Raw genomic sequence first — 15,861 nt, forward strand, 5'->3', positions numbered from 1 at the left:
TTACAAATACCCGCCTGCCGGTCGATCTCGCCAAAGAACTGTTCCGGCAGTGCGGGTTTTTACTTCCATGCCTATGCTGTTTTGATCTCCCTAACTACCGCCTGACCGCCCTGCAAATCTTTTTCATATCGACGTAGGTAGTCAATTAGTGAGCCCGCCCGTTTCTTTAAGCTACGGCGGTCATAGTTGTCTGTCATCGTTTTTTTGCCGTGGGTGGTAACTAAAGACAATAAGGGGTCTGGTGTGCCGTAATCTCTCATATTAGAGACGAACGAGCGCCGGGCAACGTGTGAGGTCATTTTCTTGTACAAGGGAATTAATTCGCCCTTGTAGTTTATCTTACGATCAATCCCCGCAAGTTCTCCTATGCTCTTTAATAGTCTGTTTACAGTACCAAGGGGTATTTGTGGCATTGTGTCGTTTGTTTTATTCATTACGTCTTTGACGTAGCCGTATATCGGCGCAAATGCGATTTTATCGCCCTGTCCCTTTACTGTGAATACCTCTACAAACTCAATACCGCGTACTGTTTCTACCCTTTGACCTCTGCTTACCTTATGCCAGTCACTATGACGTTGCCCATGCATACATGCCGCAACAAAGCAAGCTCTTACAGTCTCGGCCATTGGCTCTAATCGAGACAAGTCCACCGACCATACTTCCCGTATTTCTTGCGGGGTGAGGTATGCACCCTCTACGAGCTTGCGCCGGTTAAGCTTCAAGTCCTCTTTAAGCCTAATTCCCTGGAAATGATTATGAGTAATATATCCCTTTTTCTGTGCGTACCTTAGTAGTGTAATAAACGCGCTTATCATCTTTGCAATATAGGGGTCTGATAACCCCCGGTCTGAATCTGAATACCTGTTTAAACGCGCCGTCCTGCCTTTTAAAAAGTCTCTGAAGTCCTCAAAGAATTGCAACCTCATATCTGTCCACTTTGGCACATACTCAGCCTTACAAAATGCTTTGAAGTGATAAAGCAGATTACTTTTTACCCGCCATCCGTTTGTTCCTCTGGCTTTTGCATCGTCAATGATATGTTGAATGCTCAGTTCCATAAAGTCAACTAGCTTCACCCCATCGTTACTGCTTAGTTCACTTTTGCGCTGCCTCCCTGTGCGCTCAGATAGTACCGCTTTTATTTCTTCTTTGGTCACTGGTTGCCTGTGAATCAATTGCGCTTCATCTGCTGCCCTCTGCTTTTGTTTCTTTAGCTCATCTACTACACTTTCCGCAATGCGCTGCAACCTGTCCAGTTCTCTATTGGTAGCAAGTGCGCCTGGTGCTTTCTTTTTCACCCGCTGCATAATCTCATCCCAATGACTTTTCGGGTCAGTAGCTAAGAATGCATTTCCGTCTGAATCAGTTTTAACAATTTGGTCGTGCCTGACCTTTAGCCCGGTGGGATGTACTGCTCTTTGGCTTTTATACTCACTCAGTACATACATATAGACAGGACGCGCTGCCGTCAATCGGTGCGCCTGGTATTCGCCGTTCTTTTTCTCTGGTGGTTTTACGTAGAAGTTGACTAACTGCATAACGTTTTGGTTTTGACCTCGTGTGCAAGATATACAATTACCCTTCGTTTACAAAACGTTTACAGTAAAAGCGATGATTTAATGTATGTCTATTCCTGTATCATCAATATATGTATACTTCAATTCTAAGTATATAGAGGTTTTGAAAGGATAAATAATAATTGCACTTTTTCAATAATACTCAATGTGCGTTTCCTGGTGGAGCTACTACGAAAAAACAAAAAGATTTATCTTGAAGCCAGATTCCTCGCGGGTCTGGCTTTTTTGTTGCGTTGATGTCTAATCTGCTGTTTTGTTCATTTTGCATCTTTTTGTTTTTAATTACGGTTTTTTGCAGTATATTTCACAGGTATTTCACTGAAACAAATGCCTCGTGAATCTGACAAATAAACTTAACGGCCACAAGAAAAAAAGTGGCGAGATCAGCGTCCGTCTCTATGTCTCCGATGGCGATAAGCGCCGCTATCTTTCTACTGGTCTCTATATCCATCCAGAATATTGGGATAAAAAGAAAGGGGAAGTCAAAAGCAACTATGCTCTGGCGAAGTCTTACAATCGAAAGCTGCTTCTTCATAAACGGAAGGTTGAAGCTTTTTTAATGGAGGGTGGCAACCTTGACCATTATGGGAAAAAAGAGGAAAAGGGGAGTGTTCTAACCTTCCTGGAAGATTACCTGAATTCTAATCACGGCTTAAAGCCGAGTACGGTGAAAGGATACAGAACCGCAGTCAAACGGTTAAAAGAGTATGCCGTGCATTCGGGCAAAGAAGACCTTCTCTGGTCGGATATCAACCGGCAGTTCTACCACAGTTTTTCAGAATGGGTAACCAGCAATGGAGCAAACTGGAGTGGGTTGGCCAAACACCTGCGGGTATTGAAAAAGGTTATGCGACTTGGAAAAGAAAGGGCATTGCACGATAACGATGCGCACCTTCAGCCCTGGTTTAAGGCCCGGGAAAACCAAAGATCCAATAAAATTTACCTCACTCAGGAGGAGATCTCCAAAATCGAGTTGCTTGACTTATCCTCCATGCCTGCACTCAAACGGGAACGCGACCGGTTTTTGATTGCTTATTACTTCCTAATACGGTTTTCTGATGTCGTACGGCTTTCCAGATCGAATTTCTTTGTTCAGGAGGGCGATACTTACCTGCTATACACCAGCGTAAAAGAGAACACACCGGCAACGGTGCCGGTCAAAAAATCTGCATGGTCGATTTGCCAGGCTCATGATTTTAATTTTAGTTTTACTGCCAACCAAGTTGCTAATCGGTCATTAAAGCAAATTGCAAGTATGGCCGGCATTACACAAGTAGTCAACCAAGGTGATCAAACGGGTCCTAAGTGCCAATTTGTGACCTTCCACACTGCTCGAAGATCAGGGGCCACCAACCTACGTTTGATGGGAGCCTCTCTGAAAACCATTGCAGATATTGGAGGCTGGAAGAAGCTGAGTACCGTAGAAATCTACCTTCGGCCCAGCGGTATGGATAGTGCAAAATTGGCTAAGAAGTTAGGATTTTTTGATTAAATTAAAGCCTTTGAAGCATTAGATTGAGTCTGATTCTTGAATAGAATTTTTCAGCTTTCAATCCATTAACTTCCTTCTATTTTGTACCATTTTTTCCCAAGCCATATGAAGACGATCATTACCTCGTTTGCCGTATTACTATCCTGTATTCACTTCCTATCCTCACAAAATACATGGATTATTGGCTACGATACAACTGCCATTAACTCTGGAGGAGGCACCTCTATAAGCTTCATGGGGGCTAGCACCCCCCCAAACATCAGCTATCTCCAAAAGCAAATGGATATTTTAAACTGTCCGGCTGTATTAGATGATGATATGGGAAATCTACAATTTTATTCGAACGGATGCTATGTGTCTGACGCTAACCACAATAAAATGCCTGGATCCGATTCTTTAACGACAGGTCAATTTATAGACGTTTACTGTGATCAGGGTTTGGGCGGGCTAGGTCTTCAAACGACAATCGCTTTACCGGCTGTTTCTAATGAAAGGTACAAATATTTATTCAAGTACAACTATAAGTTTATTGCTCAGAATGGTGGAGATATTAGGGGCGTGGAATTAGTTTATTGCAAAATTGACATGGATGGAAACGACGGATTGGGCGAAATGATCGAACGAAACGTTTCAATTGTAACCGATACTTTCCCTACCGGATATTTAAGTGCTGTAAAGCATGCTGATGGAATGAGTTGGTGGTTACTTGCCCCTAAAAGTTCTAGCAATACGTACCATAAAATCCTATTAGACTCTACCGGCATTCATTATATGGGAGCTCAAAGTATAGGGAGAGTTTGGGATCACAGAGATTGGACTGGACAATCTACATTCACACCCATTGGGGCTCACTACTTAAGGCATAGCAATTTCAACAAGCTGAATATTTTCGATTTCGATAGATGTACAGGTAATTTAAGCGATCCTATTATTATTGATGTCGAAAACACTGATTATGCGGCGGCTGGTGTTTCTGTTTCCTCAAACAGCAGGTTCGCTTATGTCTCTACTTTCAGTAATTTATACCAATTTGACCTGGAAGCAGGAGACATTGAACAAAGCAAAACATTAATCGACACTTACGATGAAGCTCCATTTCCTTATTATAGTGGCTTCTCCCTTTCTGCATTGGCTCCTGATCAAAAAATTTATATTGCTGGTACCAGTAGTCATAAGCACCTTCACGTTGTCAACAGTCCAAATGAACCAGGTTTGGAGTGCAGTTTTAGTCAACACGGTTTAGATATTCCTTCCTTTAACTTTGCAGGTATCCCCAACGTCCCGCATTTTAATACAGAAGAATTAGATTGCCTGCCCTCAAGTAACTCGAATATTGAAGCGACAAATATAGAATGTATCCTCTTTCCTAATCCAGTTGAACAGGGGCAAGATTTTCAGTTGAATATAAAGGGCATTCCAATTCGAGAGGAACATGAAGTTCGTTTTTATTCTTCATCAGGCAATCTTTTAGAAAGCCATTCTTTGAGTCAAGGTCAAATCACAATTTCCACCACAAGTTGGCCAATAGGAAATTATTACTACACGATTTACCCTGTTAAAGACTTAGCAGGCAAATTTATCGTCTTCTAGGTATCCGGAATTTCAGCCATTCAGAGTTTTGAATTTTTCAAACGTTTAGCCCTCAATACAGGATTGAAATTAACGCGGTCTTTTTTAATCTAAGCCAAGCAAAGAAAAGATAGACGGCTCCTTAGGCTTCCGCGCCCTCACCGTCTCATCCGTCCGAGCCGTGTCCACACCGATCAGATCATACCGATCCGGGCTCTCCGTCCAGCGCAGCAGGTTTTCATAGGTGGGCTTTAAGCGCTTTTTATTAGAATACAGCATGTCTATGAATGCCCCACTAGGGTTCTGTATGAGCGGCGGAATCATCTGGCCTAATTTCCGGACCTGCGCTTCACTGAGCTTCACGCCATCTTTTTCGGCTGCTTTGAGCTGGCTGCGAATGTAACCAATATAGCTCTTGTTCGTTGCCTTTTCCTCCAGGTCAGCGTATTCCTTTTTGAACTGCTCCCGCTCGGTGGCGCTCATGTCCTTTTTCTGCGTCTTCCGGATATCCTTGATCTCCTGCTCGATTACTTCTACCGGGCTGCGGCGGGAGCTGGCAGGCTTGCTCTTTGGCTTGTTCTCAGCTTTTTTCTTGGGCGCCGTTTCTTTTTTCTTGGCGGGAGGCTTGCTGGCACTGGTTGGCTTAGCTGAAGCTGGCTTTTTGTCGTCAGTTTTCGATGAGGACTTTTCAGTTTTTGACGTCTTTGGCTTCGGTTTGGGCTTACTGGCTGGCTTTGGAGTACTCGCCTTTGGCTTGGATGCTGGTTTATGCTTATCCTCCTTATGCTTCTCTACGGTACTCTCCTCGGTACATTTCCGGGCGAAGCTGGCAGCATTCATAATAAACACCGGATGTCGGTATGGGTTGGCGCTACCGATGCCCTGGTCAACAAAAGCCAGGTGCGCACCTCCAGTGCCGACCGCATCATCGAGACGCAGGAGGAAGTAAACCGGATCTTCCGGGCGGCTAAAGCCTGAGGGGATAATACACACTACGGGCTGTTTAAGCGCGTAGACTTGTAAAGAAGTTTTCATTTGGTTTTTTGGGGTTTACATGCCTCGGGCGGTTGTCCGGGGCATTTTTTACAAAGGCCCCAGCCTATAGAGCAGCTAAATTATTAAGCAATAGAAAATTGTGCTTCTTTTTTCAACGTATCTGGTGGTATTGTAATGCCTTGCCTTAAACAAAGGTTTATTTTACTACGTTTTGTAGTGTGCGAACATGGCTTAATATCCCCCTGCTATCATTTTGAGTGGACATCTCTAGTCATAAGAACCAAGTTTATTGAGCACTTGAGATATCCCTACTGTTATTTTGTACAGCAAGCCGATGGCATACACTATCAGGCTTGTTGTCTTTAGCATTGACATGATAAGCACTCAACGGAGCATCTTTGGGGCTATCAATGCAAAATTCTCCCACATAAAGAGGCAAGTCTAAATAGGGGAATCAAAATTTAGGCTTATTATTGGCAAAGGGCATGGTTTTAACCAGTCCTTTGCTTTTTTAAAAGGAAGAACAGCGTATTCCGGAAGCACTGATTCGATCGCGGCCTTATAATAAGTATGGCCGGCCAAAAAGCTCAAATCATGGAAAGCATAATCCTTAAACTTATCAATTTGTTGATTGTCTTGTCTTTGATTCCAGTTTTAATTTTAGCAAATGTCTAGATAGAGTCCCGGTTTAAATGAGAAAACTATTTACCTTTTTCACATACCTTTTAAGGCAATTAGGCTTTAAGCCTAAAAAGACTTTTGTCAGAATAAGCCAACAGCCTTCTCCCTCTGCACCCCACGTGCCAAAGCTGCGGCGAAAGATTGAAAACACTGGTGTTAAGCCAAATATTAGCCAAGATGAAAAAGTTGATGAATTTATACCCTTCGAAAAGATTGCTGAGGTCATTCGTCGGTCTTTTTTGCATTTGCCCCCTAATGCAGAGCGTGGTTTGCGCCAGGTTTACGAAGCGCTCAAACGCCATGAAGTAAGCGATATAGGGTATATTGCATACATCCTTGCAACGGCCTGGCATGAAACTAACCAGACTATGTTGCCAGTCAAAGAGGCTTACTTTATAGGTGAGCCCAGAGCAAGTAGGTACCGTGAAAAACTGCCTTATTATCCATACTACGGTAGAGGTTTTGCCCAGATCACTCAACGAGCTAACTATGAGCGTTTTTCTGAGCTATTGGATGTAGACCTGGTTGACAACCCAGACCTTGCCTTAGAGCCTGACATCGCTTCAGATATTTTGGTGATTGGGATGCTGAAGGGGTTCTCGCCGGGAGCGCCTGTATTGGAAGATTTTATGCGCGGCAAGTATCCCGATTGGCATAGCGCCCGTAAGATTGTCAATGGCACAGATTCTGCAAAATTGATTGCTATCTATGCTGCCAGGATTTATGATGGGCTGAGGTATGGATAAGCGCTTTTAGCCAACTCAAATTTTATTGGTATCTTGTAGGCGTATCATCAAGTTTAGACAAATAAGTAATAATCCCCTCTTACCCGGCGGCGCGTGCAAGGTTGACATTCAACCTTCAAGGCAGAATTGAATTGTTGAAACTGAAAAGTTAGTTGATCGAGGATTCGTCTTCGCGCCAAGTGTTGGCAGCAAGGCTTTGGTTGAAAAACCAAAATAGCTTGCTGCCTTTTTTTGGAGTTATACGCCCTTGTAGAAGCCGCTTTTCAGCGGATTGTTTATCTTTAGCAAAATTAATGTTACATAGGGGAATCTTAGATTCCAAAAGTTACTAGCAGTGGTGCCGAGTCTCGTTTACTGGCCTACTGCTTTTTTTATTGAAAAGGTAACGCAAGTGAACTCTTGGAGTTTAGATCTTAAGGTAACTTTTCCGCCTATCTTTTTCGCAAGGGAAGCAACAGTGGCCAGGCCAATGCCCGTACCTGTATTCCCATCTGCATCTTCATGATAGTCAATTTCAAACTCGTCCATTGCCCGCTTTTGGAACTCCTCTGACATGCCGGGCCCATTGTCCCACACACATATCCTGTAGTGTTCATCAGTTTCGGAAAAAAGGGTCTTAATCAACCCTTCAGGCTTATCGTTGTATTTGATCGCATTCTCATAAAGATTGAGGAGGATCCGCTGTAGAATTGAGGGGTTGGTCAAAACAGGAGGCAGCTGGCCGCCCACTTCAAATTTCACAGATTCGGGTTTAGGGATGAGGGCTATTGATTCCTCGACCAGTTCTTTGAGGTCAACCTCTTGTATGCCATCTTCCCATTTTTCTTTGCCTGAAGCAATGGCTATAGTTTTGTCTACCAGGTTAGAAAGGTCTACAGCAGCTTTGGAAACAAAGGAGAGCATGTCCAGCTCTTCTTCGTCCAGTTTAACTGCGCAACGCCGCTGGATAAGTTTGGCAAAGCTGTTGATATGCCTCAAGGGGGCCTTAAGGTCATGGGCAAGGGTATAGGAGTACTTTGATAGCTCTTCATTCATGGCTATCAATTTGTCCTTTGCATTAATGACCTGTTGGTTTCTGAGCCGGAGCTTCAAAAGGTGCATGACCTGGTCGGCAAAACGATGAAGGAATTCGAGCTGTTCTTCGCTCAGCTTTCTGGGCTTATTGTCAATTATGGCCAGAGTGCCAATAGACACCCCTCTTTTTGTGATCAGGGGGACACCTGCATAAAAAACCACCGCTCTTGCCTTGTGGACTAGAGGGTTATTGTCAAACTGTGGGTCTTTCCTGGCATCTTCGACTATAAAAAGTGAGGACCTGCTTTCGATAGCTGCGACGCAGAAAGAGTCGCACATAGGCGTTTCAGGCACGTCCATGCCATATTTTGATTTGAACCATTGCCGTTCTTTACTAACGAAAGTGATCAGCGCCAAGGGCGCTTGGCAAATATGAGCTATGGTTTTCGTGATTAGGTCATAGCTCTCTTCAGGAGAAGTATCGAGTATTTGGTACCTGAGTAGTTCTTGCTCCCTTTCTTTTGGGGCAATAATAGGGGCTTGCCTTTTTTCTTGTGTTTGTGCAAATTTATTCATGTGTGCAACAGTATAACATGGTAAACTATAGAGGGTAATAGCAAAATAGTCAATTCTGCTGAAATGTTCAGTATCCGGAACATGTATTTTAACACAGTTGTCATCATTTTGTAAAAAGCACCTTGTTTTATTATCTTCGTGTTATACGAAATATGGTTTGGGCATGGCTTTGAAATGAGTCGTTATATTGAAGCCAAATCGAAGAAATAGGGAATTTGATCGCAACAAGGACAAATGTTTTCATTTGGTTTTTTGGGGTTTATTCGGTCTTGGGCTTTTGCCTGAGACCTTTTTTTTGGGCAGTAGTGCCTTCTACTGGATTTGTCAATACAGATAGGTTTGTGACAGGTTGCATTGATGGTTATATGGGAAATGCTTATTTTTGGCAAAGCTTATTTATCGCGCATAGATGCCGTTGCCAATAATAAACCACAACTATGAAGAAATATCATATAGCAGAAATCAATGTCGCTCGAATGAAAGGCGTGAATATTGAAGACCCTATAATGAAGGAATTTGTAGAAAATTTGGACCGTGTTAACAATTTGGCAGAAAATAGCGATGGCTTTATTTGGCGTTTAAAAGACGAGAACGACGATGCCACAAGTTTTAATCCTTATAATGACGAACAGGTAATAATAAATATGTCTGTATGGGAATCAATCGAGTATCTAGAAAAATTCGTCTACAAGACTTTTCATACAGATTTTTTGAGAAGAAGGAAAGAGTGGTTTCAACCTTATGGAAAAGTTTATACAGCTATGTGGTGGGTGCCAAATGGGCAAATACCTACTGTTGAAGAAGCCATCGGAAAATTGGATTACCTGCAAGATAATGGTGCTTCCGAAGTTGCTTTTGACTTTAGAAACAGGTTTCCAGAACCAAAATAATAACAACTTGAAAAAACTATTGGCAACACCAAACAAATACTTATAGCCGAGACCGCTACTAAGTCATTATCAACAAGTCAGTGAATGCTGTTTTTTGGGGTTTGTGCCTCGGGCGGTTATCCGGGGCATTTTTTATTGATAGGAACCCTGTCTTTGCACAGATTTATACAAAACCACAGATAAATAAAAGGTGAGATAAATTTTATTGACTTTTAGATGCATACGAAAAGCCCAATAAAGACGCGCTTTCTTGGAGTTATCAACATTCCACCTCAGTAATCCTTAACGCTAAATCAAGGTGATTTGATTTCCAGTGCAGTATCTTGTGGGAGAGAATTGAAAAAGGGTACCGTTGGAGCAATCAAGGCGCTCAAAGAGAACGAATCAGGCAGGTCGGTAGAAGAGATCAGCCGAGATCTGGGCATTACAAAAGGGACATTCTATACCTGGCGCAGAAAATTCGTAATATTAATGCGCGCGTACGCCTACAAAATCTTTGTGCAAAAGGTCTAATTAAAAACAAAAATTATGGCGGAGATAATTCTTGAAGTAATCAAAGATGCAGACCTAATTAAATTTTTTGCAATAGTTGGGTCAATTTTTTTCTTCTTCGGAGTAGTGGGAAGAATTTGGGGTGTAAAAGAGCCTATGTCAAGGTCGTCAAAATGGATACTATCAATAGTGGGGATAATCATGTTACTTGGAGCAGCATTAGGTTTTGTTGATAATAAAAACCAGTTAATATCAAATAAGATAATAAGTGAGCAAAAGGAACAAATAAGACAAGCAGAAGCGACTAAAACTGTATCAAATCAACAAAATGTAAAAGGTGATAATAATAAAACTGTTGGAAATGTTACAGGGGATAATAATCAAGTTGTCCAGGGGAATAACAATAAATTAAATAGTGATAACAAAACAATAATCAAATCATCATATAAAGAGGGAGATTATATTGTCTATTTTTCATACAATACCGAAACCAAGGATACAACAATTTTAAAAAGAGTAAAGCAGCAAAATGAGCCGGTAAAACCTGTTAGCAAAGAAAAATCAGATGTATGTTCGTTAAATAACAAGACTTACTACATGATGACAATGAGACCTCATTATTTTGTTAAATTCTATGACCAAAATGGAGATACTTATAAGTTTGTTGCACATATAAATGCTTATGACTATAACGGAACTGCCAAATTTACAGGGAAAGAGATTGTATTTTTTGGAAATAACTCAACAAAGGGAGAAGCTTCTCTTTCTAATGGATGTAAATATCTAACAGGATTTTTAGGAAGTCATACCATGAATTTCACATTGTAAGAGAAAGAAAAAACCCGACACCGAACAAAGCATACAACGGTCATGTCGGCTAAACGCCGCAACGCCGTGTATGCGAGCCGTTAGGCACAATTTGTATTTATTTTCTCGGACTAATAAAGCTCTGCCATGGACGTCCCAGGAAAATTGAAACAAATAGACATTGCACTACGTAAATGTAAAGACCCAACCAAACGCACCGCTCAGATGACCGATGCGCTTGATCTCATAATTCAAGGAATGCGCGATGAAACTAATGCCCCAGGAAGAAATCACGAGCTCGGCCCTGCCCGGCTTGATGATCACGAACAAAAGGATACGGTACACGAATGAGTCTGCCCAGACTTGTTGGAGTATGTATTTGAAGGAGATTGTCAGTATCTCTCTACTGTACAGGGCTAATAATGCCTGGTACATATTTGCTATCTTCAGTGCAATCTTATCAGTCGGAGCATATCTGCAATTTCAAAGTATAGAATTTACCCTCATCTTTTTTGCCGGCATCATTCTGGGCATCGCTATGTACCGTTTCAGTCGGTCCTATTCCTTCACTATTTCTACGGTTAGTACCAAGCACAGTATTCGGGTATCAGGGGGCTCTTTGAGCACTGCCCTGGTGGTGATTGAGTTGATTGAGCATAATCGGGGGGAGTGAAGAGGGATAGGGTGATATTTTGTGTATAAACGATTTAGTCACCATGGGAAATAAGAAAATCTGAATTCACATATTAAGTAAAAACAATGAAGTTATTAAAGATTAAAACTACAATATTTATATTGCTAATTGCTAATATTTCATATTCACAAATAAACCTAGGTGTAGAAATTGGTAAATCTTATTATTCGTGGTTAATACACGAAGAATCAGATTTCAATTATTCGAACTTTGATCAAACAATGAAAAATGGTATTTCTGTATCAGCATTTATTGAAAAAAAGATTAAGGATATTTGTATTCGAAGTGAATTAAGTTTCAAAAGGAAGGGTTCAATAGTGAGTGCGTCAGAATTATTAATAGATACCGGACCTCATGATTCTTTAAATATAATCTATAACCATGACATAAACGTAGATTATTTTGAGTTTTCACTACTGCTTAATCAAACGGGATTAAAAGGCGACAAATTTGAATTCAATGCTCTATTTGGGCCTAGCATAGGTTTTGGTTTAGGTGGAAATGAATATTCTACTCTAATTGAAGATTCAAGTAATAGAGATGATAGAATTGCAACTGTTGATCAAAAAATTGACTTTGATAAAAGTAGTTTTAAGAGATGGGATTTGGGGTTTAAATTAGGCTTTGAATGGGTCTACCTTTTTAAAGAAGACTTTTCTATCTTTTTTAGTCCAAAATATCAAGTAAGTATTACAAATTTCAACAAGATAGAGGATAATACCGGTCAACAACTTAGAAATAGCGGATTTACAATTAGCTTGGGAGCGAAGATGTTATTATAACTGAAAAACACGATGACTAACAAGGGCTAGCCGACAATACTCCGCGATGCTGCGTACTGCGGCTAGCCGGGCCGTTGGCTGTAATGTAAAAGGACATTCTCGAAAACAAAGAAAATGACTCAATCTGAACTCATAATTTTAAACTTTACAGAGATTAGAAGAAGAAGCGTAAAACTTTGGAAAGGACTTCCTGAAAGCTATTACAATTGGAAACCTGACGAAAAAGCAATGACTGCCATAGAAATGGTTAGACACGTTTTGGAAGCCGACTATGGGTGGAATATAATAATCAATAATGGGAGTATGGCAAATTATCAAACGCCCTGGAAAAATCGACCATTTATTAGCGTTGCTGACGAACTTGAATTTGCTAAAACTTACAGGAATACATTCCTAGAAAGCGTTCGCCAATTTTCGGATAAAGAATTAAACGAAATGAAAATCACTCACCCCGGAAATGGAGATAGAAAAATCCTTGGAAAATATTTATTACGGATTGGGTATCATGAATCTGTTCACGCAGGACAGTTCCTTTCGTATTTGAGAGCCATGAAAATTAATCGCCCAGAGATATGGGATTAAAAGTAAAAACACTACAGCCAACAAAACCTAATGTGCTAAAGCGGAAGTCCGCTTTAGCTGTACCTCTGATCATCCTTACTGGCTTTACATCAACACCCAATTTGAAACCAACATCCAGGGGAACAGCTTCGTGGATATTGAGCTTGAAGAAGGGTTCTATCAATTCCGGATGGAGCAGATCTCCGGCTTCCTCCTTTTCCCCACCGTCCAGGAAACCGAAATGACACTGACGTGCGGGAGCAGGCGTTGAAGTATTTGGCAGAAAATCAATATTCTAAATAATGCAATACATAGGTTATCTACTAGTAGTCATTCATTTGTTTCTTCTTGGTTGGAGTGCCGGAGGTTTCTCAGAAATGATATTTTCAAATGTACCATGGACCCCATACACTAATCTAGACTTTCCGAAATGGTTGCTACCTATTCATTGGGGTTCAGTAATGATCACATCAATCGGTTTTTTGATTGGATATTTCACCAAATGGAGTGGAACACCTGAGTTTATGCTTGCGGCCTACACCATGCTATTTACAATATGCGTGATAGAAACCTTTGGATTTATGACAAGCACCTCCAAATATATTGCGATGGTGGCTGAATTAGTGGTATACACTGCCATCTTAATAATCCTATTCAAGAATAATTCTTTTGGTTAAGACGAAAGAGGAAATAAAAACCGAACCACTAACATGATATATATGACAATGCTATCTATCGGTCACATTGCGCATATACTTAACGTTGTGGGCAATTAAAAAATCAACATGACAGAGAAACTACTCAGTACAATTCTTATCATAGGTTTAGGGTTTTTCCAACTACACGCACAGCATACCAGTCCTTTGCTTTCAGGAAAAGTAGAAATTTCTATAACTGAAGGGACGTTCGAATGCGATTTGACGCTATCGGACATCCCCACCATTGAGGACTATTTTATTAGGATTAACGCTGGCATGAATATACTTCATATTAGAAGTAAAAAGCCGTATGACTTTCTAATTTACTTTAAAAAATCCTTGAAGGACACGCTCTCCTCAGGTGAAACAGCTGCGTATTATTTTGAGGATAACAGCGGTAAAGGAAAGTTTCTACCTGAAGAAATTCAATTCAGATACGTCGGAAAATTTCCTGTAGCATCAGATACTTTGGAGTATTACAGTCGTAAAGATTGGAAAGGCAATATTGCTTTTAACGGAAAGTCCGTCAGGACCGATGCCTTTCAATCTGCTTGGTATCCTATCATTTACGACATAGCAAAAGACAAGCTTTATCACAAAGTTAGGTACGACTTTGAATTGAGTTGTGCAGATTGCTCTACTTTACACGTAAATGGTAATCCACCTGTAAAGGGCTCGAGGCATAGATTTAAGAGCGAATTGCCTGTTGGCCCAGCATTATACAGTGGTAACTTTGAATTTATTTCTAAGTCTGATACCTACCTTCTGAATGCTGATTTATTACGAGAAGAGGCAGATAAATTTGAGGAGGTGGTCAGCTCATACAAAGCGTTTTATGAGCAGAACTTAAATATTCCATTTGAACAGGTAACCACATTTGTAGAGACAACACCAACATCCCTGAAAGATGGTTTTATGTATGTCAGTTATCCTACCATTTATTCCATTGGCTGGGGTGAAGGTTTAAGGGGGATTTTTGACCCAGAAAAAGAGAATCATAATAAAAAAATGATTGCTCACGAATTAGGTCACTACTATAGCGGAACTTTGAAAGTATTTAATTCACCAATAGGGAATGTGTTAAGCGAAGGATTAGCAGAGTTTTTATCCATGAAGGTATTGGCTGAGTTCATCGGCGAAAAGGAATTCAATGCTGATTTAAAAAGAAAATATGAATTATCAACTAGACTTAATCCTACACCAATCTCCCAAATCGGTACTGAGGAAGATTTGGGGAATCGATATATTTACGCTTACCGGTATTTTCCATTACTTTTACATGCTATTGAAAAAGAGATAGGACAAAAGAGAATGTGGCAATGGCTGCAAAATGTTTTTAAATCAGAAATCGACTATACTGATTATGAGTATCTTTTGCTTTCACTCGCAAATGTGGTTTCTGAGGAGGAATTAAAAGTAGTAAGGAAAAAACTTTTGGAAAGTTCAGCATCGTTAAAGAATATCAGAGATAATCTTGGAATTGAATAAAAATGCCCACAATGGTTTGCATAGCTGTCCATGCTCCTACCGTCGCACGGCAGATATGAAAACCGTTGTAAACATTAAAATGAAAATTGCTTTTGGTACTGCGATGGTGTAAGGCCTGTGTACCTTTTAAAAATTTTGCGGAAGAAATTCAAATCTTCGTAACCCGTAGCGTAGCTTATTTGACTAATATTGGATTCACCCGATTCCAACTTCTTTTTTGCAAATTCAACCTTTGTTCTTTGAATATACTCAAGTGGTGATATTCCAGTGGCCGCTTTAAATCTTCTTATAAATGTTCTCTCCGAAAGAGCAGACATATCAATTACTTTCTTTACGGTGATAGCTTCATGGATTTGACATTCAATAAACCTTTGAGTAGCTAGAATAGCTTCGTCACCGTGTTTTTTCTGCCCTATGAAAATGCTGTAAGATTGTTGGGATACATTCCCTTTATTGATCAAGAGAATTTTGGCAGTGTAATTCGCAAGTCTTTTACCGTAATATTTCTCGATTAGATAGATGCCTAAGTTTAAAAATGAAGTGGAGGCTCCGGCCATAATGATATTGTCGTTATCCACCAAAATATTTTCACTTTTGACTGCCACCTTAGGGTACTGTTGCTTGAACTTTTCGGCAGCAAACCATGAAACGGTTGCCTCCCTGTTGTCCAATAAGCCGGTCTCGGCAAGTATAAATGCGCCGGTGTAGACTTATGCTTCTTAAGACAGTCTATAATTGTAAAATAGTAGTTCCAATCAAGTTTGGCAGGGGCTAGCCCCTGCCAAACTTGCGCTTTGC

Annotated in this window: 14 protein-coding genes; 9 read left to right on the forward strand and 5 right to left on the reverse strand. The window is 40.7% G+C overall.

Annotated elements, in window-relative coordinates; all coding sequences use genetic code 11:
- Positions 1–71 precede the first annotated feature (71 nt).
- Positions 72–1,538 (reverse strand): site-specific integrase, encoded by a 1,467-nt coding sequence (locus tag MRY86_RS21135; protein WP_293571888.1) that lies wholly within the window; start codon positions 1,536–1,538, stop codon positions 72–74.
- A 373-nt stretch (positions 1,539–1,911) separates the two neighbouring features.
- On the opposite strand from MRY86_RS21135, the gene MRY86_RS21140 reads away from it, so the two are divergent.
- Entirely contained in the window at positions 1,912–3,069 is a 1,158-nt protein-coding gene (locus MRY86_RS21140) for a tyrosine-type recombinase/integrase (RefSeq protein ID WP_293571890.1), read from the forward strand.
- A gap of 105 nt (positions 3,070–3,174) precedes the next feature.
- Positions 3,175–4,659 (forward strand): hypothetical protein, encoded by a 1,485-nt coding sequence (locus MRY86_RS21145; RefSeq protein ID WP_293571892.1) that lies wholly within the window; start codon positions 3,175–3,177, stop codon positions 4,657–4,659.
- An 84-nt stretch (positions 4,660–4,743) separates the two neighbouring features.
- Here the strand turns inward: MRY86_RS21145 and MRY86_RS21150 are convergent, their stop codons facing one another.
- Positions 4,744–5,673 carry a hypothetical protein gene (locus tag MRY86_RS21150; protein WP_293571893.1) on the reverse strand — a complete coding sequence of 310 codons (930 nt, stop codon included), beginning with the start codon at positions 5,671–5,673 and terminating at the stop codon, positions 4,744–4,746.
- 653 nt (positions 5,674–6,326) lie between these two features.
- Here MRY86_RS21150 and MRY86_RS21155 point away from each other — a divergent pair.
- The gene (locus tag MRY86_RS21155) at positions 6,327–7,061 is read left to right on the forward strand and encodes a hypothetical protein (RefSeq protein ID WP_293571895.1); all 735 of its coding nucleotides are present in this window, start codon (positions 6,327–6,329) and stop codon (positions 7,059–7,061) included.
- Between the two features lie 351 nt (positions 7,062–7,412).
- Here the strand turns inward: MRY86_RS21155 and MRY86_RS21160 are convergent, their stop codons facing one another.
- On the reverse strand, positions 7,413–8,651 hold the full coding sequence (locus tag MRY86_RS21160) for a GAF domain-containing sensor histidine kinase (protein WP_293571896.1): 1,239 nt from the start codon (positions 8,649–8,651) through the stop codon (positions 7,413–7,415).
- A 437-nt stretch (positions 8,652–9,088) separates the two neighbouring features.
- Here MRY86_RS21160 and MRY86_RS21165 point away from each other — a divergent pair, with 437 nt between their 5' ends.
- From MRY86_RS21165 to MRY86_RS21170, 3 genes are all read left to right on the forward strand, one after another.
- On the forward strand, positions 9,089–9,541 hold the full coding sequence (locus MRY86_RS21165; RefSeq protein WP_293571898.1) for a DUF3291 domain-containing protein: 453 nt from the start codon (positions 9,089–9,091) through the stop codon (positions 9,539–9,541).
- 336 nt (positions 9,542–9,877) lie between these two features.
- Positions 9,878–10,054: a transposase gene (locus tag MRY86_RS27245; protein ID WP_366145572.1), complete on the forward strand. Its 177-nt coding sequence runs from the start codon at positions 9,878–9,880 to the stop codon at positions 10,052–10,054.
- 15 nt (positions 10,055–10,069) lie between these two features.
- A complete protein-coding gene (locus MRY86_RS21170; protein ID WP_293571899.1) occupies positions 10,070–10,861 on the forward strand; it encodes a hypothetical protein in 792 nt (263 codons plus the stop codon).
- 165 nt (positions 10,862–11,026) lie between these two features.
- On the opposite strand, the gene MRY86_RS21175 is transcribed toward MRY86_RS21170, so the two are convergent.
- Positions 11,027–11,275 (reverse strand): hypothetical protein, encoded by a 249-nt coding sequence (locus MRY86_RS21175; protein WP_293571901.1) that lies wholly within the window; start codon positions 11,273–11,275, stop codon positions 11,027–11,029.
- Between the two features lie 324 nt (positions 11,276–11,599).
- Between MRY86_RS21175 and MRY86_RS21180 the strand changes: the two genes are divergently transcribed.
- The 3 genes from MRY86_RS21180 (at position 11,600) to MRY86_RS21190 (ending at position 15,063) form a co-directional block, all read left to right on the forward strand.
- A complete protein-coding gene (locus tag MRY86_RS21180) occupies positions 11,600–12,316 on the forward strand; it encodes an outer membrane beta-barrel protein (RefSeq protein ID WP_293571902.1) in 717 nt (238 codons plus the stop codon).
- 114 nt (positions 12,317–12,430) lie between these two features.
- Positions 12,431–12,898 (forward strand): DinB family protein, encoded by a 468-nt coding sequence (locus MRY86_RS21185; RefSeq protein WP_293571903.1) that lies wholly within the window; start codon positions 12,431–12,433, stop codon positions 12,896–12,898.
- A gap of 764 nt (positions 12,899–13,662) precedes the next feature.
- Positions 13,663–15,063 (forward strand): hypothetical protein, encoded by a 1,401-nt coding sequence (locus MRY86_RS21190; protein ID WP_293571905.1) that lies wholly within the window; start codon positions 13,663–13,665, stop codon positions 15,061–15,063.
- A 74-nt stretch (positions 15,064–15,137) separates the two neighbouring features.
- On the opposite strand, the gene MRY86_RS21195 is transcribed toward MRY86_RS21190, so the two are convergent.
- Positions 15,138–15,734 carry a helix-turn-helix domain-containing protein gene (locus MRY86_RS21195; protein ID WP_293571907.1) on the reverse strand — a complete coding sequence of 199 codons (597 nt, stop codon included), beginning with the start codon at positions 15,732–15,734 and terminating at the stop codon, positions 15,138–15,140.
- Between the last annotated feature and the right edge of the window lie 127 nt (positions 15,735–15,861).

It is taken from the genome of Phaeodactylibacter sp., assembly GCF_022763345.1.
Lineage (GTDB): Bacteria > Bacteroidota > Bacteroidia > Chitinophagales > Saprospiraceae > Phaeodactylibacter.